The organism is Lactiplantibacillus dongliensis, from assembly GCF_005405105.1.
GTDB classification, from domain to species: domain Bacteria; phylum Bacillota; class Bacilli; order Lactobacillales; family Lactobacillaceae; genus Lactiplantibacillus; species Lactiplantibacillus dongliensis.
In genome coordinates, this window is the sequence record NZ_BJDK01000002.1 from 1 (window position 1) to 23005 (window position 23005).

18 protein-coding genes are annotated in these 23005 nt (G+C 44.1%); 10 read left to right on the forward strand and 8 right to left on the reverse strand.

Translation table 11 applies throughout. From position 1 onward, the window contains the following. Both FFM80_RS00575 and FFM80_RS00580 read left to right on the forward strand, forming a co-directional pair. The coding region (locus FFM80_RS00575; RefSeq protein WP_171001001.1) for an Ig-like domain-containing protein at nt 1-1776 on the forward strand (1776 nt) is incomplete at its 5' end. A gap of 103 nt (nt 1777-1879) precedes the next feature. Continuing rightward, nucleotides 1880-3436, forward strand: a complete 1557-nt coding sequence (locus FFM80_RS00580; RefSeq protein ID WP_171001002.1) for a glycosyltransferase — start codon at nt 1880-1882, stop codon at nt 3434-3436. 59 nt (nt 3437-3495) lie between these two features. Here the strand turns inward: FFM80_RS00580 and FFM80_RS00585 are convergent, their stop codons facing one another. Then, nucleotides 3496-3960, reverse strand: coding sequence for a hypothetical protein (locus tag FFM80_RS00585; protein WP_137639036.1), 465 nt, complete (start codon nt 3958-3960; stop codon nt 3496-3498). 157 nt (nt 3961-4117) lie between these two features. Next, nucleotides 4118-5080, reverse strand: a complete 963-nt coding sequence (locus tag FFM80_RS00590) for an L-lactate dehydrogenase (protein WP_137639037.1) — start codon at nt 5078-5080, stop codon at nt 4118-4120. A gap of 665 nt (nt 5081-5745) precedes the next feature. Here FFM80_RS00590 and FFM80_RS00595 point away from each other — a divergent pair. Beyond that, nucleotides 5746-7062 carry an ammonium transporter gene (locus FFM80_RS00595; RefSeq protein WP_137639038.1) on the forward strand — a complete coding sequence of 439 codons (1317 nt, stop codon included), beginning with the start codon at nt 5746-5748 and terminating at the stop codon, nt 7060-7062. Between the two features lie 839 nt (nt 7063-7901). Here the strand turns inward: FFM80_RS00595 and rpiA are convergent. Further along, nucleotides 7902-8570: a ribose 5-phosphate isomerase A gene (gene rpiA / locus FFM80_RS00600; protein WP_137639039.1), complete on the reverse strand. Its 669-nt coding sequence runs from the start codon at nt 8568-8570 to the stop codon at nt 7902-7904. A gap of 225 nt (nt 8571-8795) precedes the next feature. Between rpiA and FFM80_RS00605 the strand changes: the two genes are divergently transcribed. The 3 genes from FFM80_RS00605 to FFM80_RS00615 all read left to right on the forward strand — a co-directional run bounded on the left by FFM80_RS00605 (nt 8796) and on the right by FFM80_RS00615 (nt 11932). Then, complete coding sequence (locus FFM80_RS00605; RefSeq protein WP_137639040.1) at nt 8796-9374, forward strand: matrixin family metalloprotease; 579 nt, start codon at nt 8796-8798, stop codon at nt 9372-9374. A 566-nt stretch (nt 9375-9940) separates the two neighbouring features. After that, nucleotides 9941-11446 (forward strand): multicopper oxidase family protein, encoded by a 1506-nt coding sequence (locus FFM80_RS00610; RefSeq protein WP_137639041.1) that lies wholly within the window; start codon nt 9941-9943, stop codon nt 11444-11446. 117 nt (nt 11447-11563) lie between these two features. Beyond that, nucleotides 11564-11932 (forward strand): DUF1304 domain-containing protein, encoded by a 369-nt coding sequence (locus tag FFM80_RS00615; protein WP_137639042.1) that lies wholly within the window; start codon nt 11564-11566, stop codon nt 11930-11932. Nucleotides 11933-12009: 77 nt separating this feature from the next. On the opposite strand, the gene FFM80_RS00620 is transcribed toward FFM80_RS00615, so the two are convergent. The 3 genes from FFM80_RS00620 to FFM80_RS00630 all read right to left on the reverse strand — a co-directional run bounded on the left by FFM80_RS00620 (nt 12010) and on the right by FFM80_RS00630 (nt 14896). Next, nucleotides 12010-12861 (reverse strand): hypothetical protein, encoded by an 852-nt coding sequence (locus FFM80_RS00620; protein ID WP_137639070.1) that lies wholly within the window; start codon nt 12859-12861, stop codon nt 12010-12012. A 299-nt stretch (nt 12862-13160) separates the two neighbouring features. Beyond that, a complete protein-coding gene (locus FFM80_RS00625; protein WP_137639043.1) occupies nt 13161-13670 on the reverse strand; it encodes a YbhB/YbcL family Raf kinase inhibitor-like protein in 510 nt (169 codons plus the stop codon). A 29-nt stretch (nt 13671-13699) separates the two neighbouring features. Continuing rightward, nucleotides 13700-14896, reverse strand: a complete 1197-nt coding sequence (locus tag FFM80_RS00630) for a DUF2075 domain-containing protein (protein ID WP_137639044.1) — start codon at nt 14894-14896, stop codon at nt 13700-13702. Nucleotides 14897-15025: 129 nt separating this feature from the next. Between FFM80_RS00630 and FFM80_RS00635 the strand changes: the two genes are divergently transcribed. From FFM80_RS00635 to FFM80_RS00650, 4 genes are all read left to right on the forward strand, one after another. After that, nucleotides 15026-15496, forward strand: a complete 471-nt coding sequence (locus FFM80_RS00635; protein ID WP_137639045.1) for an RrF2 family transcriptional regulator — start codon at nt 15026-15028, stop codon at nt 15494-15496. 149 nt (nt 15497-15645) lie between these two features. After that, the gene (locus FFM80_RS00640) at nt 15646-15966 is read left to right on the forward strand and encodes a hypothetical protein (RefSeq protein ID WP_137639046.1); all 321 of its coding nucleotides are present in this window, start codon (nt 15646-15648) and stop codon (nt 15964-15966) included. Nucleotides 15967-16073: 107 nt separating this feature from the next. Next, a complete protein-coding gene (locus tag FFM80_RS00645; protein WP_137639047.1) occupies nt 16074-16616 on the forward strand; it encodes an acetyl-CoA carboxylase biotin carboxyl carrier protein in 543 nt (180 codons plus the stop codon). A gap of 288 nt (nt 16617-16904) precedes the next feature. After that, nucleotides 16905-17105 (forward strand): helix-turn-helix transcriptional regulator, encoded by a 201-nt coding sequence (locus tag FFM80_RS00650; RefSeq protein WP_137639048.1) that lies wholly within the window; start codon nt 16905-16907, stop codon nt 17103-17105. A 447-nt stretch (nt 17106-17552) separates the two neighbouring features. Here FFM80_RS00650 and FFM80_RS00655 read toward each other — a convergent pair whose 3' ends face one another. Together FFM80_RS00655 and FFM80_RS00660 are read right to left on the reverse strand one after the other, a co-directional pair. Beyond that, nucleotides 17553-18866 (reverse strand): ATP-binding protein, encoded by a 1314-nt coding sequence (locus FFM80_RS00655; RefSeq protein ID WP_137639049.1) that lies wholly within the window; start codon nt 18864-18866, stop codon nt 17553-17555. Between the two features lie 202 nt (nt 18867-19068). Next, nucleotides 19069-22686: a bacterial Ig-like domain-containing protein gene (locus FFM80_RS00660; RefSeq protein WP_137639050.1), complete on the reverse strand. Its 3618-nt coding sequence runs from the start codon at nt 22684-22686 to the stop codon at nt 19069-19071. Nucleotides 22687-23005: the final 319 nt, after the last annotated feature.

Consider the following 23005-nt stretch of genomic DNA (forward strand, 5'->3'; position numbering starts at 1 on the left):
GGTTCAAACACCGGATCAGGTTCAAATACAGGATCTGGTTCAAACACCGGCTCAGGTTCAAATACCGGTTCCGGCTCGAACACTGGCTCAGGTTCAAATACTGGCTCAGGCTCGAATGCTGGTTCCGGTTCAAATACAGGCTCTGGTTCAAATACTGGATCTGGTTCAAACACAGGTTCCGGTTCCAATGCAGGTTCCGGATCGAATGCCGGCTCTGGTTCCAATACCGGCTCCGGTTCAACCACCGGCAATAATCAAGACAAATTGTCGTCACCGACAGATATCACGACTGATAAGCAAGCTGATGGTTCAGTCGTGATTAGTGGTAAAGGAACTGCTGGAGCAACCATCACGATTAGCGATGCTACTGGTAAGGCCATTGCTAGCAGCACGTTAGGTAGTGATGGCAACTTTAAGCTAACGGTACCAAAGGAAGCTGCTAAAGCTGGCCAAAAGGTCACGTTAACTCAAGTTAAAGGTGGTCAACATAGTCAGGCCATTACGATTACAATGCCAGCTGATCAACCTACTAATTTAACGGTCACCGTAGCAGCTAATGGACATGCACATGTTGCTGGTAAAGGGACGCCTGGGTCAACCATCTATCTCTTTACGGCAGATGGTGATACGTTGGCTGCTGGTAGGGTTGGCAATGATGGTAGCTTTGACGTTCAGGTACCGCTTGATAATAGCAAAGCGGGAACTGTTTTGGCAGTGGTACAGGCTACTGATGGTGGTCTAAGCACCGCCATTGGTGTCAAAGTACCGTCAGCGCAACCTGCTGGTGTGGTTGTCGATAATAAGGATGACAAGGTCACGGTTAGTGGTCATGGTCAACCAGGATCGACAGTAGTGGTCACGGACACAACTGGTCATAAAGTAGCAACTGGCACAGTAGGTAAGGATGGTTCCTTTACGATTACTGTTCCAGCGGGCGCTGTTGAGCCTGGTCAAACGGTTGTTATTACACAAACGACAGCTGGTACTGATAGTAACCCCATTACGATCACTGTACCAAGCGCGCAACCAGGTAATATCGTGGTTAAGCACGATAATAATGGCGTCACGGTTACTGGCACTGGTAAGCCAGGTGCAATCATTGCCATTAAAGATGGTCAAGGCCATTCTTTGGGCACAACGACGATTGGGTCTGATGGTCGCTTTACTTTAACGGTACCGAATGCACAACTAAAACCTGGCGATAAGCTTTACCTCACGTCCACCCATGTGGGCGTGCCAAGTAAGGCAATTGTTGTGACGGTACCAACTAAAGACTTAGGCACCAATGGTAGTGGCATAACTGCTGGCAATGGGACTAAGCCTAATGTTGGCGGGACCCATACCGGAACAGTGACGGGTGCCGGAACTAACGTGGCTGGCAATAGTCATCACGTGAATGGCGGTACTAACGCTAATACGGGTATGTTGCATACTAGTCCAACGCCAGGTCATGGCACAATGCTTGGTACTGGTAATGGCTTGAACAATGGCACTAATCCTGTTGCTGGTAACGGCAATGGTCTAGTTGGTGGTAATGGCGTGGCCACACCAGCGATGGCTGGAGCTGGGACAACTGCGGCCGGTGCTGATCTTAATGCGGGTGGCGGTGACCTGCAAGGTTCAGTGTCTAACCCAGTTGGCGCAAGTACAGGTCATGCTGGAACGTTGCCACAAACGGATGAAACCGGCGCCGGGTCATTAGCAGTCGCTGGCACAATTATGTTAGGTCTAGTTGGTTTATTGGGTGCGCGAAAACGGCGTGAAGAACTCATCTAATTTAAGCTAATTTTTCTTGCAAAAGCAGTTAATTTAATCAGGCAGGCAATTCAGTGATGAGTTGCCTGCTTTTTGGATAGCCACAATGAAAGCGAGGGGAACCATGTATTATTTTTTGAACGATCATCTGGGACCGTTGGCGTCCGGGGTGGAACATGCTGAGTTGAAACGGATTCGGTTGTTTAACCAATTCGGGGTACCGGCACAGTTAGTGACGATTGATTATTCGGCTACGACGCGCAGTGACAATGCGGTCTGGCAATTGGCGGAACAAAACTTTGTCAATCTCTATGACTTTTATGCTGGGACTGAGACTTATGCCGCTACACCTTTGACCTTAGCCGATTTACCGGTTGCGCAGCAGGGTTATCGACTAGAAAAGCAGGCGGCAGGCGCTAGCTTTTGGGATGGTCAGCGACGAGTTACCACGGTTCAGTATGCTACTAATCGGCAAGCGGTCATTAGTACAGTAACTTATTTCGATGCGGCTGATCAAAAAAGTTGTACGGATATCTATGATGAACGGGGATTTCGGGCATATACCAAGTATTGGACCACGACGGTGGCGCCCGCCACGACTTATTTGGTTTTGGAACAATTCTATACGTTGACGGGGCAAATCTATTTGGAGATTACGTACCAACAGCGCGGGACTAGTGTTGTGGCGACTAATTATCGGTTAAAGACGTCGGCGGGGCAGGTGACGTCATGTGTAAAGCGGGACCAAATGATTACCCAATTCTATGATGACTTGAATCAGCGTGACGGCGGTGGCAATACGTTCATCTCTGATCGGACAGCCGTGGCTAATCTACCGATGACCTTAATGCAAACCCCGGCCCGCAAAGTTGAATATTTGCATAGTGTTCATTTTGATGATTATCGTGAACCGTTCCAGGCACAATTAGTCTATGATTCCTTGCGTTATACGGATCAATTAAGTCGGACTGACTTGATTGTCACGGCAACGCCACAACAGGCGCAAGATTTACGGCAACGCTTGCGAACACAAGTCCCAATCGTCAATATCCCAGTAGGAATGGTTGAAACTGCGCAGTTAGAAGCCAGTCCAGTGCCAATTGATGCGGCGCCACGAATTAAAGGCAAGGTAGTTATTGTGGCCCGCCTATTTGCTGAAAAGAATTTAAGTGACGCGATTCTAGCCTTTAAGGCGGCGTATGAGCAATTGCCTTGGCTGACACTAGATATTTATGGGTATGGTGATGCGATTAACGGTAACCATGAAACGCAGCGGTTACACCAGTTAGTTGAAAGTACGGGGCTACAGGCAGTTGTGACCTTCAAAGGCTATACGCCGCACCTTGAAACGGTGTATCAACAAGCTCAATTGATGTTGCTATCAAGTCATTTGGAAGGCTTTGCGTTGGCGCTATTGGAGGCTAATGCCCAAGGAGTTCCGGTTATCTCGTATGACACTTACTATGGTCCGGCGTATATCATCAAGCAAGCCCAGAATGGCTATGTGGTGCCATATGGTGATCGAGCAGCAATGACGGCCAAAATTATACTAGTGATGACCGATGCTGCTTTGCGCCAACGGTTAAGCACGGGGGCGTACCAGCGGGCTAGTGATTTTTCAACTGCCAATGTTTGGCAATTATGGCAACAACAAGTGATCGAAACTGATCCCGCTTTATGATAGTGGTGGCTTAGTTAAGTCTGATGACTAAAAGCGCCACCGATTTAACGGTAGTGTTTTTAGTTGGTGATTTTATAAAAGCGGCCTAATTTGGTTGGGACACCGTTTAACCGAGTGAGGGTGAGCTGTTGTTGATGGTGGCTTAAGGTGACTTGATAAATGAGTGGCAAGCGGTGGTGCTTAACATCAATGTAGGAACGAAGTCGGTAAGTGTGGCTGGCCAATTTCTGGTAGTGTAATTGTGCGTTGGCGCCCCAACCAGACCCGTTACTAAGGTGATGAGGATGGCGGTTGTACATGGCTGTACCCCCAGCCGTATCCGTCATACTGACCGTGAAGGTGTCACGAAAATAATAGGAAAATGGATTGTAATGATGATTGTGCGTATAAGCAGTCCGCCAAGTACCTAGCACTACTTTTGGCGCGCCAGATCGCCATTTGCTAGCACCTTGTGCAGGCAGTGTGCCGACTGTGAGGATGAGTCCGGCGGTTAAAATACCAGTCAATAATGTACGCTTTTTCAAAGGAAGGTCCCTCCTAGTTAATAAATTGATTGATTTCATTATAAACTTGTGGGGACCAAACAGATGGCAATTTGGTTTAGCTAAAGATAAGCTTAACTAGCGAAAGCCCAGGATCGACTCGATGATTGAGTTGATCCTGGGCTTTCGTGATTTTTGGTTAGGCTGGTTTGCGTTGGGCCGAAGTTGTCTTGGTATTTAAGACATCATCAAAGGCATGGAACTTTTCGATAATTGTGTTCGCTGAATTTTGGAACTTAGCTTCTTCTTCGGCGGTCAAAGCTAATGTGGTGACACTTTCAACACCATCGCGACCGATGATAGCCGGTTGACCGACGTAAGTACCGAAGCGGTCACTGTAAGCAGACACTGGACAGGCGAGCCGGGCGTTGGCGAAGACGGCCTCGCTTAACTTGACAGCACACGTCGCGATGGCAAAGCTCGTGTAGCCTTTGCCGGAATGCACCGCCCAACCACCGTGTCGAGCTTCGGCTTCCAAAGCATCCAAATCGAGCTGGTGGGAGGTGACTAAGTCGGTAATGGGAATACCGTTGACTTGAACGGTTGACCAGGCGCTGAATTGTGATTCGCCATGCTCACCATAGACGTAACCACTGACGTTCTTAGGGTCACAGTCAAAGACTTCGGCAACAACTTTTTGCATCCGGGCAGTGTCCAAGAAAGTTCCTGTACCGAAGACTTGAGCGCGTGAAAGCCCAGTTGCTTGTTGGAAATAATGGGTAATCGCATCGCAAGGATTCATCGTATCAATGGCGACGCCGTTAAAACCCGAGGCCTTAACTTTAGGGGCAATCTCTTGAACGATGGTTTTGGTATATTCAAATTCTGCCCAGCGGTTGCCAGAGGCATGATCTAATGCGTGAATGTTCCCACTAGTAATGAAGAGAATGTCAGTGTCGGCTAATTCACGATAGTCGTTGATCTTAATAATCGTCCGACTATCTAACCGTGCTTGTGCATCTTGTAAGTCTAATTGTTCGGCACGAGCCTTGCCAGCATTTGTATCAATCAAGATTAGTTCATCGGCAATTCCTTTACAAACTAACGTGTAAGCAATGGTTGCCCCTACATGGCCAACCCCGATAATCGCATATTTTCGCATAAGTATGTACCTCCGTTTTAATTATTAAGAGATTAAGTATCTATCTAATCATTTTCTAATAGAACGCTAGTAAGCTTACAATGCGCAAAAATAGAAGTCAATATTGAAAACGGTTTATTACGTATCTCTTCATTATATTAAGTTTGGTTCTAACTTAATCCATCAGCTAGGGGTTGAAACTTAAGATAATTAACCATGCTTGGTACGTTTAGTGCCGGTTGGCCCAGCATCGGCTGGAACGTGGTGGATGCGTTTGGAAGCCGAGGTTGAGGTCTTCCAAGCCGCGGGATTAGCTAAATGGGAAAATCACCAACTAGGAGAAACGACACCACTGAACCAATTCTGGGTCACCCGCCATTAACTAACGGGGCTTAAAAAATAACACTTGATTATTTTCAGTTCGGTCATTTAGCCGAGGGAGTGGCTACTAAAATGCTTAGCCGTGTCGTTAGCGTTCCGATAGTTAACAGGTGACGATGTTAATTAGCAGCAAGTGCCTGCTAATGTTAGAAAAGCTGACGTGTTGGTTGGTATGGGCTACTTAATTAACTGCGGGTTTGGTTAAAAATCATCAAAATAAATCTATTTATTAAAAAATACTGTGATTTATTTATTACTAATGTTATACTTTCTAACATTAAATGGTACAGATGGGGGATGACAATATGAACGCTGCAAATTCAACGTTTTTAGTTTTATCTAGTATATTGGTATTGTTCATGACACCGGGCTTGGCTTTCTTTTATGGCGGTCTGGTATCCAAACGCAACGTTGTTAATACGATGTTGTCGGTATTTATGATTTGTGGCTTAGCAATTTTGCTTTGGCTGTTGGTTGGGTACTCTTTGGCGTTTTCCGGCAATGTTGCGGGGATCGTTGGGAATCTTAAGGCAGTTTGGCTACATGGTATTGACTTGACGGCTTTGACGCCGACAAAGATTCCCAATGGATTGTATCTTATTTTTCAGATGATGTTTGCCATTATTACACCGGCGCTGTTTGTGGGCGCCGTCGTTGGTCGAATTCGGTTTAAGTTTTTATTAGCCTTCATCGCTTGCTGGTCGATTCTGATTTATTATCCGATGGTGCATATGGTCTGGGACAATGGATTACTGGCCCATCTAGGGGTACTAGATTTCGCGGGTGGCACGGTGGTGCATATTAATGCTGGGATTACGGCGTTAGTCTTATCGGCCTTTTTGGGACCACGCTATAACTATGGTAAGGGTGAAACGCAACATTATAATATCTTATGGGTCTTACTTGGAACGGCGATTTTATGGATTGGCTGGTACGGCTTCAATGCGGGGTCAGCGCTAGCGATGAATGATGTGGCGATCCAAGCCTTCTTGACGACTACGGTGGCGACGGCGACATCCATGATGACGTGGATGGTTATGGACATGGTCACTAAAGGCAAGCCGACTCTGGTCGGGGTCTGTACCGGGACGTTATGCGGACTGGTTGGGATTACGCCAGCTTGCGGTTACGTTACTGCTGCCGGAGCCTTCTGGATTGGCTTGATTGCAACTTTAACAAGCTATGGCTTCATCACCTTATTAAAGCCACGCCTAGGAATTGATGACGCTTTGGATGCTTTCGGGTGTCATGGGGTTTCCGGTATTGTTGGCAGCATACTAACCGGTGTCTTTGCGACGAAGACCGTCAACCCGACCATTAGTCTGAACGGACTTTTGTATGGCGGTGGCATCAAGTTGTTTGGCATCCAAGTGTTGGCAACGGTGTTCACGATAGCCTTTACGACTGGGCTCTGCATGTTGATCATTATCGTTTTAAAGCGGGTTGTTAAGATGCGAGTTGGGGTGGATGAAGAAAAACTCGGCCTGGATCAAGGCGAGCATGGCGAAGTCGCAGATTACACAGTGCCAATGAGTTCTCAACTAACTGAATTTGAGCGTCATAGTGATGAGTTTAAAGGCCAATTATCACGATTAATGGCTGGCCAACAACGATTCCGGTAGTCAGATTAAAAATCAAGCCAAGGTCATTTCGAATTCGAAGTGACCTTGGCTTTTTTGACTCAAAAATAGCGATTGTTGCTAGGTTAATCGAAGTAAACTTAGTGGCTTGAAACTTGAAAGGGTAGAGAAAACGCCTTTATTTCTATTTATCGGTATATAAGTTATGAGTGAGTGTCAATTTTCTTCAATATAAACTAATCTTATACCAGTAATTTTGGTGTTAGCTGCATAAAGCCCTGTTGTAAGTAGTTTAGCCTAAAATCAACACCTTAATTCGAATGAAATCACTGCCTGAATGATAAGCTGACGCCTGAAATCAAATGACCATGAATAATGTAACCGATTCCTGATTTGATGGGGTTTGTGACTGCATGACTGCCGGTTAATTGATGACGGGGTTCAAAGCTTAGTTTCCGGTGACGGGCACTAAGCTGTGGTTAACAGTCAAACTGGGTGAACATTCAGTGGATTTAGTTGAATGAACGTCAAAATACGCCTGATAAGCACAGCTTGGACATTGAAATGCCAGTAAAATTATAAGCATTTATAATACTGCTTTGGTAAGGCTAAATTAACGTATAAACGATAGCACTCAGAATAAGTATTATTAATCTTTATAATAAAAGTTTTGTCAATTTAGCTTACAAAAGCAACTAAAAAAGATTAAAATAGGGCTATATCAGTGTTTTAATCAAACTAGGTTGTCAACTGATAACCCAAGTTAGCCAACAGCATAATAAGTATTGATAATATGAAAAGCCATTTTATGCGAACTAATTTTACACAATTAGTCGGATAAAAACGGCTTTTTTAGTCGGATTTACTGTTGTAAACAAAATTTAATATAAGTAATTTATTGTGTTGGTGTCGGGGTCACCCAGAATAGCATTGGTGATTAAATGATCGAAAAAAGAGGTCTCAACGACACCAGCTAATGCTGATAACTGTTGGTTGATATTGGATAGCTGATTGTAGCTTGGAAAATGACAATCAATCAAGAGATTACCGTTATCAGTCAGAGTTAGACCGTCGCGATTGCTTGCGGTTCTAACGGTTGGCTGTCCACCTAAAGCGGCAACTCGATGCATGACTAGTGCCAAGGCTTTTGGTAAGACTTCTAAGACTAACGGTATATCGGTGCTAAACTGCGTCACTAAGCGGTTCTTCGGTGCTAACAACCAGTATTCATCGGCGAGGGTCGCGATGATTTTTTCGTTAGTATGAATACCGCCACCGCTCTTAAGCGCGGAGTGACGGTGATCCAGCTGGTCACAGCCATCGAAAGCAATGTCGATGCGATCACAGTATTGGGGGTCGATCACGGTATAGCCAAGGACGGTGGCTAACTGACGGGTAGTTGGTGAAGGGGTTAAAACTTGTATTTGGTTAACTAGGTTGGCAGATTCTTTAACTAACAAACCAACTGTGGAGCCACCACCGAATCCCACGGTCATTCCGGGTTTGATAAGTGAAATTGCCTGTTGTACTATAAATTTGCTGATAGACATATTAGGTTACACTTCCAATTCATCCAAAGATGTTTCCATCATACCACTAAGTTGAGCGTGACTTGCTTTGGAAATTGGAACCAGCAATTAACTAACAAAAAAAATTCAGAAGATGTGTGATTTTTGGGGAATTCCAGACACTGAATAAAAAAATACAGGTAGCTTGGCCTAAAATATAGGTACATTGATAGCTACCTTCAGTGAAGCGAAAGAAGGTACCATACGATGAAGAGAAAGAGAATGCGGTTGGTTTTAATGGTGCTTACCGTGATATTATCATTAAACTTAGGGAGTATCGTTGAAGCATCATCAGCAGCTACCCCATTTAGCAGTCACCGCTGGCGGCAACCAGAAGTGACATATGTTTTTAAAACAAAATCCAATTATTACCGCAGTATTTATAAAAAAGCCATCAAGGCATGGAATAAGACCGGTGATTTCAAATTTATTGCTGGTACTTCCAAGGATCATGACGTTGTCTTGACAACCAGTACTGCGACGACTGGCAAGTATAATATGCTAGCCGGGATTACGTTTACTAAAGCTAATTCGGTAGGCTATTTCACTAGTGCAACGGTTAAATTACTCCGTAAGAACCTTGCCACTTATAAGTATTCCAAAGCTGACCGGGTCCACGTTGCCGAACATGAGCTAGGCCATGTGATTGGGTTGCAACACAGCACTAATTCACATAGCGTGATGATGGCAAATAATCGGTATAATGCAATTGCGGGGGTCGACAAGACCGCGGTTGCTAAACGGGACATCATGGCAGTTGGGAAGAGTTCACTAAGTTTACAATAAACTTAGCTTCATCTGGCGGCAGCTATCAATCTGGAAGGTCGCCCTTAACTTAAAATTGAAATCCCCACTCGGTTGCTAGATACCTAGTAACTGGCAGATCTTCCGGCCTTGGCTTTCAGCAACCAAGGTCCGGCCTAAAAATTAGGAAAATAAACTAAGAATTGAGTCTAGTTAGGGACTGAATTCTTTTTTTTCGCCCTTTTTCTTCTATATATAATGATTAATTTGTCACTCTGGTTGGGCCAGCCTTGGCTGGAACGTGGTGGCCGTGTTTATGAGCCGAAGGGCGGGTCTTATAAGCGAAAGCCACTCGCCTAAGTCAAATGACACCACTGAGCCAATGCTGGTCCGCTCGGCGTTAGATAACCGGTTTATTGCAGGATAGTAGTGAACCAAGTTAGCTGATGACTAACTTGGTGTCTGGTATTTGAACTTGAATCGGATATTGGGCAGGCATTGACACTCAATTAAAACAATTCTAAACTAGAGATAGATATCAGTAAGCGCTGACATCTGATTGGAATCAATTAATAAAGACTGTTTAGAATTTTAGAGGGGATGTCACAATGGCAAAGAAAGTCTATACTGATTATTTTTTTGATGAACCAGCTTTTAATACCCATGATGGCGGGTATATTCCGTTAGTTACGCCGAAGGTTGCTCCTCAACCACTGGCCGTACCACCATTATTGAAGCCGGATAAGCAAACGGCGACTGACGACTATTACACCGTCAAGGCTGAAGCGAGTGAAACCCAATTTCTACCGGGTAAGAAGACCAAGACTTGGGGCTATAACGCCGGGTTCTTAGGGCAAACGATTGTGTTTCGTAATGGGAAACACACCCATATTGATTTAAAAAATGCATTACCAGAATTAACCACGTTCCATTGGCACGGGTTAAATGTACCCGGCCCAATCACAGATGGTGGCTGTCATGCACCAGTTTATCCCGGCAAGACCAATCATATTGATTTTGATGTGATGCAGCCGGCCGCTTCAATCTGGTTACATGCCCATCCATGCCCATCCACTGCGACCCAAGTTTGGAAAGGCTTGGCCGCAATGGTGATTATCAAAGATGATGTTGAAGATCAATTACCATTGCCACGTAACTACGGGGTCGATGACATTCCGTTGGTCTTGCAAGATCGAGAATTCCATGAAGATAATCAATTTAACTATCGCGCAGATTATGATCCCGATGGTGTTCAAGGCCATACCGCATTGGTTAACGGGACCGTCAATCCTTACTTTGATGTCACCACGCAACGCGTCCGGTTACGGATCTTAAATGGGTCTAACCGCCGCGAATGGCGGTTGCATTTTAATGACGATCTGGCCTTTGCCCAAGTTGGTTCAGATGGTGGGATCATGCCATCACCAGTTTACATGACGCATTTGATGATTACTTGTGCGGAACGTGATGAATTGGTCTTGGACTTTGGTAAGTATCAACCAGGCGATGAAGTTACTTTGATGACTGATGATACGCCATTACTGCGTTTCCGGATTAAGGACTATACGCCAGACGACACCACGTTGCCTGAACACTTAGTGGATATCCCGGAAGAAAAGCCAACGCCAGGGCTACCGGTTCGTAAGATTACGATGGATGGCATGGACGAACAAGTGGCAATGGATGGTAAGAAGTTCGATATGCAACGGATCGATGCCCGTCAAAAAGTCGGCGATGTTGCCATCTGGGAAATTCGTAATACCAATAGTACGAAGAACGGGATGGTGCATCCATTCCACGTTCACGGGACACAATTCAGAGTGTTAGCCCGGAATGACGGCCCCGTTTATCCGAACGAACATGGCTTGAAGGATACCGTGGGGGTTAACCCTGGTGAAACGGTGCGGATTCAAGTTAAGTTTGATTTGACTGGGGTCTATATGTATCATTGCCATATCATTGAACATGAAGATGGTGGGATGATGGCGCAGATTGAATCGTATGATCCAGATCATCCAAAGACATACCATTTAATGGATATGGAAACATTAACGAAAGCTTTTGCAGAAGAACAAGGGGTTAAACCTGAAGATGTTTGGATGCCTGGCATGTAAAATGTTGCGCTTAGAACGGCTGGCAGTTGCTGGCTGTTTTTTTGAGCGTTAGTGGTTTATCCGTGGCGGTTAGTTTGGTAGACTAAAGTTAATTAGAAAGTAAAGGGGTTGGACGTTATGGCAGTTGCTGCAATGATTATGGCAATCATCGTTGCTTTGGAACACTTTTTTATTCTATGGTTGGAAATGTTTAATGCCGATAGTGAGATGGCTTCACGAGCATTCGGGGTGCCACGCAAATTATTACAAGACCCAGCAGTAAAAACATTGTTGGGGAATCAAGGGTTATACAATGGTTTTTTAGCAGTCGGCATTCTGTTTAGTTTGTTCGTAGTTCCCGCCGTGGCTAGTACCGGGGTGACATTGTTCTTCTTAGCTTGTGTCATGGTGGCGGCCGTCTATGGCAGTGCCACCGCCAGCAAGGACATTATCGTGGTACAAGGTTTACCGGCGTTGATCGCATTCATCTTAGTCTACTTGGCTTAAGTTATATCGGCATTAATAGGACAAAATAAAAAAGTTAACTCAGCCGAAGTGTCATGGCTGAGTTAACTTTTTTTAGGTTAGTCGTTCGCTGAAGCGAATTTGATCACTGTTGCCAACTTTTTGTAACCATAGACCAGTCCTAAGAAGAAGCTGGCTGCTAGCACTGCGGTGACCGGTAAGTGGCTAAACATATTAGCAGGTAAGACGAGTGCTAACAATGGAAACGCGTAGGCGGCGGGCAGCTTGATGTCAAGTAGCTGTAGTAGTATGAAAACTAGTGGCAGGCTGATTAAGGTCGTGAGTAACCATGAGGCCAAGCCGATGTGGATCAACACGCCAATGGTGGCGGCAAGACTTAGGGCAATGATCTGTTTGAACATTAGTTTACCGCTGTAAGTCGGCTTTTGAAGGACTTCAAAAAAGACGACTAATACAGGTGGAATTGCGGCCATCTGTGGGCGACCAACTAGCCAAACACCGCCGACCCACGCTGCTGCAACAACCATAAAGATCAGCATGGATTGATAATGCAAGGGTTCACCGGGTTTACAACCGTGTTGTAAGCCGCGGACGTAAACGCCCAGCATCAAAATCGCGGTAAATGCAAAGATCGCGACGATAAATGACCAGTGCGTTGCGTTGACGATGACGGGTAACAACCCGGTCGCAAATGAAGGTGCTAAAGCTGAACCAACGATGCGTAGCCAAATTAACATGGCAATCAAGGTCAACAAGACTTTTTCTGGGTAACCAATGGCTAGCTGATTTACTAGGAACCCTAGCACCGCCGTGCCAAATGGGGCTAAGAAAATTTTGAACGGTTGGTTGACCCAGTCATTTTTGTGATAGATCCAAGTACCAGTTGTTAGGGCGCCGATTTCGGGCAAGATAATTTCGTAGTCATGTTGCCAAGTGGCGATGCCGACCATGATGAGGACTAATGCAAACCCGATAAGGTAATCGCGTATTTCTAATTTGTTAAGGTGTATATTCAAGGTAATCTCCTACTAATTTTGATATAAAATTATAATATATTTGATAAACAACGAGTTCGAGTATAACACACTTTTTTGAAATATTCAGGTTGAAGGTAGTACGTTTTGGCCACGCTAATATTACTTTTAAATATCATTTTCTAACTAAAATATGATTGGATGGCGTTTGGTAACGGTTAATTTGCGTGATAAAAAAACGACCTGATTTTTTAAAATCAGATCGCTAAATTTCTTTATTTTTTACCGACAACGATCGTTTTAGCGGTGGCCAAGATATGGTCGGCACTAAGTTTGTAGAAGTCATTCAACCAGTATCCGGGTTGTAAGGGCAACTCGGTGTCTAAGGCGTACAGCTTAAAGGTGTAGTCGTGATCCTGATCAGGCGGATAAGGCCCAACGTAATGTTGCGTAACCTTTAAATCGGTTTCCCCGGTATAGCCGCCAGCAGTTGAGTTGTTACCTTGAACCATGGTAACAGCCCCCGTTTGGCTGGCATTTTCAGGAATCAGCGTGGTGTCTGCCGGTAGATTAGCTGCAATCCAGTGAATCCACGTAAAACCACCAACCGGAATCGCATCGTGGTCGTAAAAAACGAACGCCAAGGTTTTGGTACCAGCGGGCACAGCTTGAATATGAACTGGAAACGAAATAATGGGGTGGCCTTTGTACTGTTGATTGGCCGCTGCTTGTTTGGCATATTTCGCCGCTAGGACCCCATTTTCAGTTGGAATTGAGACTTGCATAAAAATCCCTCCTCGTAAGTTTACTTCTATTATAACGCTAATAATCGTTGGCGTAGGACGGGGTCGACGGCATAAAGATATAGGCCGTAACGACCGCGTTTCATTAAAACGTTAATGGAATTGAAGATAATCTGGGCTTTTAATGGGTTTAAGTTACCCAAGTCATCACGATTTTTAAACGCTTCTTGGTCTTCATAGCGCTCAGGACGGACGATTACCCGATCAGTTGTGGCGTCATAGCCAACCGATGGCCCTAAAATGACGCCGGCATAATTCAAGTCAAACCCTTGAATGGTATAGATGGATCCGACTTCATCCAAAGTTTCTGGGCGTAGCGCCCACGGATCATCCGTTAAGTTGACCTTGTCCCAAGGGAGCTTTAAGCTGCCCGCGGTCACATACCAAGTGCCGTGATTAACGACGTATGGAAAGTCAGCGGTCGCAATCATCCGCGAGAGTTGGACAGTCTGATCGCGTTGGCGAATCAAGTCATACATCGGCTGGCCGTCCTCAAAGATGCGAAAGTCAAAGTCGCGGACGTGTGGCTTGGCGGTTAGCTGACCACGAGTAAAGTGATTGATCCAGTCAACGACCGCGGTACTACCCGTGACCCGATACTGGGTATCCAGATTAAATTGTTGATGCGGATAGGCCGCTAAGAAGGGCTGTAGGGCACTAGCTTGCCAGTAGCTCTTTAGCTTGAGGACCTGCCGTTCATCAAAGACCATCACTACCACGCGGCTATGCTGAATCAGTTCGCTGAGTTGGTTGTGCTGATTAAAGCGATTGTACCGATCCGGCTGCGTTAGTAACAAATGGGCTTCATCAATAAATGTGACATCGGCCAGTTGGTTGGTCTTCGCTAGGCGGTTAATTAATGGTGTTGGTTTTTGAAAATCCTTTTTACGCAGCTGGTCGTCTTCACCGGCCAAGCGTTTATAGATTTTAAGCATCTCATTATGGTTAACGACCAGATAGTTGGTCGTGCCTTGTAATGGATTAGCAGTTTGACTACGGCTGAGTGCTTGTAAACGGGCAAAAGCGGCTGCTAAGACGGCACTTTTGCCCGTGCCGGCATCACCATGGATTACAAAAAGGCCCGGTTGCGGCGTGTGTAAATGTTCGTTAATGAACGTGAACAACTGGTGTTCAAGTTGTTGCTGAGCGGGTGATAACGCCGCAGTGGCCGCTAGTTTGAAGGTGGCGGCACTAAGTTCAGTTGTCATATAAAAGGACCCCCTGAGCGTCATTATAACGTAAGCGCCATGTTAATTGAAATGATACTCATTACAATTGGTGGTAGAATTAGGCTAATACAAGTTTGGCGAATTTCGGATAATCTGGAGGGATTGTTTATGAAACTTGATTTTTCGGTGGCGGTACATAGTTTACTGTATCTAGATGAACATCGACCACAAAAAGTGTCTAGTCGCGAGCTAGCACAGTCACTGCATTTAAATCCAGTGATGATTCGCAATATTTTGTCAGTTTTACATAAGCAGGGCTATCTGATCGGGACAGTTGGAAAAAACGGGGGTTATCAGTTAGAAAAAGACCTGGCATCGATGAATGTCGGGGAGTTGTATGATGTCACAATTCCGCCAACGTTAAGTTACGCGCGCTTTATTACGGGACATTCGCAGACAGACGATGCTGCGGATCAGTCGGCGATTGCGGCTAATATCAGTGAAACCTTAACGGATTTGTTCACGGTCGCTGATCGGCAATATCGCGCCTATTATCATCAGTTCACAATGGCCGATTTGAAACATGATATTCAACACCATGGTTACTTTTTAGCTCAAGAAGCCGGTTTAGATTCTTAATCAAAACAACGGACTTGTTTGCAAACTAAGGTGGGTTCACTTAAGAACCTTAATTTCAAACGGGTTCGTTGTTTCGTATTGTCAGTTGGCGGTCCGGGTGGTATCTTAAGAACCATTAAAAGTTAGGATATTTTGAAGGGGGCCTGGCAATGCGAACACGGTTAGTTTTAGTTCATGAAGAGGGCCATTATCGAGAATTGGCCGAACAACGTTATTGGCTTGAGTCAGCGGATTTCTGGGGTGTCGATGGGCGTGGCAATACGGTCAATGAAGCCATTGGCAATTTTTTGACGAATCTCGTTCAGTATTGTCATGATTATTATGCTCGGGATTTGTGGCAGTTGGATAATCGTTTGATGCAGTTGGACCATGTTGATGCCGTCTTAGCCTATGCTGATGCTGGTAAATCACCAGCACCATTATTCTTGTTTAAAGTCGCGGTATCAGCGCAACAGTTGGCTTCCGCGTAGTCATCATAATTTGAAAGATTCTTAATGAACTCATCACACTTCCATAACAATCCTACGATACACTTAGCGTTATAATTATTAACGTAAACTATTGGAGGGTTGTTTTTATGGAATTAGATCAGATTTACCAATTAATGGATAAGTTCGAACAAAGCAGCTTAACGAGTTTTGAATACCGCGACAAAGATTTTGAGATTCAGTTAGGCAAAAAGGCTCAAGCACATGCGGCGACACCAGTGCCAGCTCCGGCGCAACCAGCACCGATTCCAAATGCCCCAGCAGCGAGTCAGGCGCCGGTTACCCCACAGCCAACGATGGCCTCAGTAGCAACGACGGTCGCGCCAACTGCCGCCCCCACACCAGTAAGTGCGGCCCCGTTGGACGAGATTGATCCCAAACAATGTGTAACGGCCCCGGTGGTCGGCATCTACTATCAGGCACATTCATCGGAAGAACCGCCCTATGTGACGGTGGGCGACCACGTTAGTGTTGGTCAGCAAGTGGGCTTGATTCAAGCGATGCAGATGATGCGGCCCGTTGTCGCTAAGCAATCTGGGCAAGTCAAGCAGTTCTTAGTGAAGAACGGCGATGACGTTAATTTCGGTCAGCCGTTGATCGAATTAGTACCGGATAACTTAGGTGAACTCTAAACTTAAAAGCCCCAGTTCTAGCGCAGTTAGCGTTAGAGCTGGGGCTTTTGTTTGCTCCCGGTTTGCTCCCGGTTTGGCGAGGATAATTGGGATTTAGTGCTAGAGTTTGAACTGCTTTTGTAGCGTTCAAATTAGGCGATGTCAGCTTGACACCTGGGTGTTTGCAACCGATTGTGCAACCATGGCGGGCGCAACTAGCCCGGGCAAAGTGCGGGATGTTCGGATTTGTTCGCTAGGAAGCGCGAGGTGTTTCGGGTATGATGATTCTAAGCAAAAGGGGATGAGAGCATGGAGAATGTATTTAGTCAGCAGTTGGTAAAATTGCGGCGTCGGCGGAGTTTATCACAGGAACAACTCGCTCACGAACTATTTGTGTCGCGACAGTCGATTTCAAAGTGGGAGCAGGGTGCAACGTCGCCGGATTTGGATACAGTTGTGAAGCTCGCCAATCTCTTACAAGTGGATCTGAATGAACTGGTCGGGGGCTAAGTAGCTGAGGTTAAAGAACAGTCTTACCAGGCAGTCAAAGCTTTGCCAGAGGGACAACGACCGATGAATGGCTGGGAATTTCTTTCGAAGAATGGGTGGATGATTTTCCCCCTACCGATTGCGCTCGGCTGGGTTGTGGCGATGGGTTAACATTAACTAGTGGCCCGATTAAAATGTATGAATTGAAAAGTGGTTACCACATGACTAAGATGAGGTTATCATATCGTAGATTTGCTGCCAATCTTGGGTGCTTACGCTGATAATCGCATGATCATGTGTTGTTTGCGTAAAGAATGGGTATCAAAAAAGACGACCGTGGTCGTCTTTTTATAATAAAATCTGTTGAGTGATGTTGATCGATTAATGAGCGCATGTTAAATCAACGACGATGTTTGGTTGTACCGGTATCTCCCAGTATCTCCCAGTATCTCCCGGTATCTCCCGATTTTATTGATTTAGTTGGTATTTGACACCACGGGTAACCCCAATTTTTACAATTTTTTGAGTATCTATTAATATTTTTAAATATTTATTAGCTGAGCTTTCTTTAACATTTAGTAGTTCTTGTACTTGAATACGTGTAATTGTTGGATGGGTTGCTAAATAATTGGTAATCTTATTTAATTGTAGCGTGACAATTGTAGTTTTGGGCTGAAGCTCAATATTATTGACTCTGGATTGCTGTGTATAGTTCAAATTAGGCAGTGTCAGCTTAACAAAGTCTTCCATCGCCAGAATACTAGGTTTCTGACCAGTTCCACGATAGCTATTGAAGATACGACGCATGCCGGTCCCATAGTTTTCAATGTACTTTAAACGGAACAAGCAATTGAGAACGTTGTAGTTTCTAGGGACCGATTGGCCGTTCAACATCGCGGCTGGTTGTAGGCCGCCTGGCAATGGGCCGGGGGACATAATCGTTAAACGGTCGTCGAAGAGTTCGATTTGAACCATTGCGCGGCTAAAGTACGAACGGTGTGCAATTGCACTAATCACGGCTTCACGGATTGCAACTATCGGATAACTCTGTTGATCGGTCCGTTGACCAGCACCAGTGATAACGGAAGAGAGCTGATTATTGAGTTTTAAGAAGGCGAGAACTTCATCAATCTGCTTGGGGATGGGACCACGAACTTCTTTGCGATCTTTGAATTGATCAACAGTTAAACCTTCAAACACGGCGACTTTAACGGAAAAGTCACATTGGTCACTCATTAAAAAGGCGGTATTGGTGTAGGCGTGACTGTTGCTTAACTGAAAGCCGAGTGCATTTTGCTTAAAGTCTAATTCGGCGGCGTCAGTCATAATATCTAGATATTTAAACGTCAGGGCTTGTTGTGCTGATTCTGATTTATCATAGGTGCCTAGACTGCTTTGCCGTAACATCTTTTGAATACGTTCAGCGGAAGCTTTAACGGATTCAGAATTATTTCGAATATAGACTTTTCCGTCAAGGGAGTAAGGCTGGTAATCACCGCCTATTACTGAGATACAGAGCGGGCTATTGTTAGTATGGATAGTGACTAGACCCACTGGACTGGGATAATAGATTGAACTGGTTAGCCAATGACTAATGGTTTCTTCAATCTGATGGGCTTCGTGAGGTGTAAATGAATGGGTGAGTTGACGTGATTTATCGTTGACACCCAGATAAATGTAGCCGGTCATTTGACCGTTTAGAAAAGCTGCGATTTCTTTTTTGAGTTTTTCGTTAAACTGTTCTTTGTATTCTAGCTGATTATTTTCATTTGGAAACGGCATATCTTGTTCAGTTAAGATAACGTCCAGCTCCTTTGAAAGTGACGGTAGTAACTAATGATAGTCTGCCGCCAATTCGGAGTAGGCAATAGCATGATTGTGTAGTGTTTTCGTAAAGAATGGGTATCAAAAAAGACGACCGTGGTCGTCTTTTTATAATAAAATCTGTTGAGTGATGTTGATCGATTAATGAGCGCATGTTAAATCAACGACGATGTTTGGTTGTAAGCACTGAAATACTAATTAAACCACTTAGCGCTAAGAGAAGATGTCCTAATATCGATAGTGACTGATTTGTTCTTGAACTAGTTTGAGGTAGCTTGGTCATTGACTGTTTAAGGTGACCGTCTTGACTCATGGCTAATAAATCTGAATGGTTGCTAATCGATACATCGTTAATCAAGTGTTGCTGTGATTTGGTCATTGAAACTTGGTTAGTAAGATTTCCTTTCGAGATTTGTTGACGGTTACTGGTTGTCTTTGGATGCTTAGTCATTATTATTGGTTGCTGGTTAGCAGTTAAATTGTTATCAGTTATCGGCGGTGTTAAATGTTCTGGTTCTGGTGTTGGTTGTGGGTCAGTCACTGGTAATACTGGTTTTGGTGGTTGCTCTGGATCAGGTCTATCTGGTGTCTCAGCTGCTAAAACTGTGATAGTGACAGTCGTCGTTGCTTTGCCATAGCTATATGTTACCAAATAATTTCCAGCACTGGTTGTATCGACACCATCAGTTGTCACTTTGATTTCAGAGAACTTAACTTTTTGACCGTTTTTATCAATCGCATTAATAAAGTTGTCTTGAGGTTGCCAAGAATCGCCAATTGTTAACGTACTGTTTTTGGCGCTAATCGTTGTAGGGGCCTGAACGGTAACTACTGCACTGGCAGTTGTTTCATTTTCCATAGCATCATGATAGGAATAAGTCACCAAGTAATTTCCTGGCTGATTGGTGTTGACACCAGTAGTTGTTATCTTAAGCTGGGAAAAGGCAATTGACTGATTGTTTTCATCAGTAGCACTGACGAAGTTATCTTGGGGTTGCCAAGACTCACCAACTGTTAAATAGCTATCTTTGGTTGTAATAGTGACTGGTGACTGGACCGTAACTGTTGCGGTAGCGGTTGTCTCGTTACCAACAGCATCTAAATAACGATAAGTTACTAGATACTTTCCAGGTTTAGTTGTATCGACAGCATCAGTCGGGTAACTTAACTGATTTAGTGATAGTTTCTTACCATTAACGTCAGTAGCCGCGACAAAGTTGGCTTGTGGGTCCCACTTGTCGGCGTATCTAAGTGTTGAATTCTTAACTGAAATCGTAGCTTTACTGGTCACGCTGACTTGAACTTGGACTGTTGGCAGACCGTTATAACTGTAGCTCACCGTATAAGTACCAGGCTTGGTTAAAGTGGTTGTCAGTTGGTCATCGTCATTATTGCGCATTTCAAATGTGACTTGATTCGTGATATCGTTGCCTTTTTGATCCAGTGCACGCTTTAGATTGGTGGCGGCTTGCCAGTTGTCGGTCGTCTTTACAGCGATTTGGTTGTCTTTTAATTGGATACCGCAAACAATTACTTTAAAACCATTTGAATCAATAGCGTCACCGGTTGAATTAACCATTGGAATTATATTTTCAGCACTGTCGAATAAATGATAGCTGACATAGTAGGTTCCTAATTGGTTTGTATCGACTTTTGCGGTAACGTTTTGTTCGGTTAAATCAATTCGTGTTTGACCATCAACATCAACAATCTTGGTCAAGTTATCAGTTGGCCGCCACTGATCCCCTAGATTGATAGATAGGTCGGTTCCTGAAACTTGAGCCGCTGATTGAATAACATGAATCTGAGCAGTGATATCGGTAGGAAAGTAGTTGAACATGTCATGATAAGTAATTTTGTATATTTTATTTGGAACTGTTAGATCAATATTAGCCAGTATATTGCCTTTTTCGTCAACGATAGTTGGTTTTAGTTTCTCAACACTCACTTGAGTTCCATCAGGTATAGCGGCACTTATAAGATTATCGGCCGGTTGCCAGGTTGTTTTGGGGCCAACGTACAAGGTAAGGTCTTTTGCATCAACCCATTTGTGGCGAGTGTAGGTATAAGTCTGGTCAATTGTCGAATCTGGTCCGTATTGCTTCATTAGTTCTGAAGAACTGTAACTGATATTGGTAGTGGTGTTTAGCCAGTTATCAGTGTACATGAGATTAGCATCTTTATCGGAACCAAGGTTAGCGTTAGAGCCATCTGCCAACTCTAGCTTAAAATTAGGGTTTAGAGTAATCGTTTTTAGATAAGCATTTTGAAAAAACATCGGAAAATTTGTCGTGTTGATTACTTGAACATTATGCATATCAAAGCCTGACAAGTCCAAACTTGTTGCAAAAGAAGTAGCAAACATACCAGCTGCCTGTGTCAATGAAGTACTTTTAAAGTTAGATAAATTAAGGTCTGATAGTCCTGTGTACCAAAATTGCATTGACATATCGGTTACCTTTTCAGTATTAAAGCTAGATACATTTAGATTTTCAAGGCCTGCACAACGTGCAAACATTAGACTCATGTCGGTAACGTTACTCGTATCGAAATTTGATAAATCCAGTGTTGTAAGTTTTTCATCACCAGCAAACATACCAGACATACTAGTAACTTTATGAGTATCAAAGCTAGTCAAATTTAAACTATTAAGCCTAAAACACCAGTGAAACATAGACTGCATAGTAGTTGCATTTGCAGTTTTAAAGTTTGAAACGTCTAGATTTTCACCTCTGTAATCAAAAAAGAGATAAGAAAAATTACTTACTTGACTAGTATCGAGATAATTTAGATTCTGAATGCTAGTGGCGTCAGGTAAGTGCGAGAATAGCCCAGATACATCTTTTTCGGCGATGACAGTACCTTCAAGAATAACGTTTTTAATTTTATAAAATGGTTTGTTTGGAAGCTTTAGTTCCCCAAGAAACCAGGGAATTGTTCCAAATTGCGGGACCCCATCATCATTAAGTACGCTACTGACTTCAGTAGCCGGTAATGTTCCAGCGCCTAAGTGCAGTATCTGGTCTTGATCAACCCACCATTCTGAGCCCGTATGTGGGTCACCATAAATACCACTATCCAAGTTGGTTTCGTCATGGTAGCCAGCGTAGTCAGTATCTGCGATTGGCAAATCAGCAATTGTTGTTGCTTTAATCTGTTCAATTGCTGGTGTATAGCTGACGGTAAAATTTTTATAGTTTGCGGTATTGGACAGTTGATTATTTACTGGCGACTTAGTAAAGTTAGTTTTTACACGAAAACTGTTAGCGCTTTCATTTTTGCCAATAGCTATTGTTTCTACGTCATCTTTAATGTTAGCGGGTTTAATTTTAGATGTATCTGTTGTCTCTGACGCTAGTTTTTCTTTAATGGGTGGTGTCATGCTTTCAGAGTTACTGGTATTTGAGTGTTCCTTTGCTGTTTCAGTGGGAATTGGTTCTTCTGTCTTTTGTTCATCAACAATTGTTTCAGATTTTGTGGATGGGTCGGTTGTTGATGAAAATTGTAGCTGGTCTTCTTCTGTAGCTGGCGCTGATGGTTCAGATTTAGGTCCTGATTCCTGAGGTGTTCGACTTAGAGGTACAGCTGTATCTGTTTGATAACTTGTATCGGTTGTGGTGGCGCTGGTAATCGTAGTAGTCGAATCAGTATCATTAGTGTCAGCTTGAACGTTGAGGCTTGCCGACTGCCATATTAATAATGATAGGCTAGTGAAAAGCCAAAAGCGTCCTTTCTTGTACATTTTATAATGGATATTGGTATCGGTGGCTACTTTCATAAGAATATCCCCCTCGCAATTATTTGTGAACAATCCTAATTAAATAGTTAATAGTAGTCCTCTTTATTTTAACATGTGGATGATTTTAAACCTATATCATAATTGAAAGTTGGTCCTAAATAGGGTTGCAGATTATTGCGAATGTAGGCTTGGAGCTAGTTAAAGTGGCGCCTGCTGGTTGGCTTATAAAGTGCCGGAATACCATGAGTCATTTTGAAGCCCAATCCGGTCTTCCAAACTTAAGTACGAGTGGTGATTTAGTCCAACTAGCACTAAACGGATTATCTCTGTATCAATGAAAAATAGGGTCAAAATAAAT

Excerpts from the sequence above, each read along its gene's own strand:
- FFM80_RS00580 (WP_171001002.1), top strand. The coding sequence starts at position 1,880 with ATGTATTATTTTTTGAACGATCATCTGGGACCGTTGGCGTCCGGGGTG.
- FFM80_RS00590 (WP_137639037.1), bottom strand. The coding sequence starts at position 5,080 with ATGCGAAAATATGCGATTATCGGGGTTGGCCATGTAGGGGCAACCATT.
- FFM80_RS00595 (WP_137639038.1), top strand. The coding sequence starts at position 5,746 with ATGAACGCTGCAAATTCAACGTTTTTAGTTTTATCTAGTATATTGGTA.
- rpiA (WP_137639039.1), bottom strand. The coding sequence starts at position 8,570 with ATGTCTATCAGCAAATTTATAGTACAACAGGCAATTTCACTTATCAAA.
- FFM80_RS00605 (WP_137639040.1), top strand. The coding sequence starts at position 8,796 with ATGAAGAGAAAGAGAATGCGGTTGGTTTTAATGGTGCTTACCGTGATA.
- FFM80_RS00610 (WP_137639041.1), top strand. The coding sequence starts at position 9,941 with ATGGCAAAGAAAGTCTATACTGATTATTTTTTTGATGAACCAGCTTTT.
- FFM80_RS00615 (WP_137639042.1), top strand. The coding sequence starts at position 11,564 with ATGGCAGTTGCTGCAATGATTATGGCAATCATCGTTGCTTTGGAACAC.
- FFM80_RS00620 (WP_137639070.1), bottom strand. The coding sequence starts at position 12,861 with ATGGTCGGCATCGCCACTTGGCAACATGACTACGAAATTATCTTGCCC.
- FFM80_RS00625 (WP_137639043.1), bottom strand. The coding sequence starts at position 13,670 with ATGCAAGTCTCAATTCCAACTGAAAATGGGGTCCTAGCGGCGAAATAT.
- FFM80_RS00630 (WP_137639044.1), bottom strand. The coding sequence starts at position 14,896 with ATGACAACTGAACTTAGTGCCGCCACCTTCAAACTAGCGGCCACTGCG.
- FFM80_RS00635 (WP_137639045.1), top strand. The coding sequence starts at position 15,026 with ATGAAACTTGATTTTTCGGTGGCGGTACATAGTTTACTGTATCTAGAT.
- FFM80_RS00640 (WP_137639046.1), top strand. The coding sequence starts at position 15,646 with ATGCGAACACGGTTAGTTTTAGTTCATGAAGAGGGCCATTATCGAGAA.
- FFM80_RS00645 (WP_137639047.1), top strand. The coding sequence starts at position 16,074 with ATGGAATTAGATCAGATTTACCAATTAATGGATAAGTTCGAACAAAGC.
- FFM80_RS00650 (WP_137639048.1), top strand. The coding sequence starts at position 16,905 with ATGGAGAATGTATTTAGTCAGCAGTTGGTAAAATTGCGGCGTCGGCGG.
- FFM80_RS00655 (WP_137639049.1), bottom strand. The coding sequence starts at position 18,866 with ATGCCGTTTCCAAATGAAAATAATCAGCTAGAATACAAAGAACAGTTT.
- FFM80_RS00660 (WP_137639050.1), bottom strand. The coding sequence starts at position 22,686 with ATGAAAGTAGCCACCGATACCAATATCCATTATAAAATGTACAAGAAA.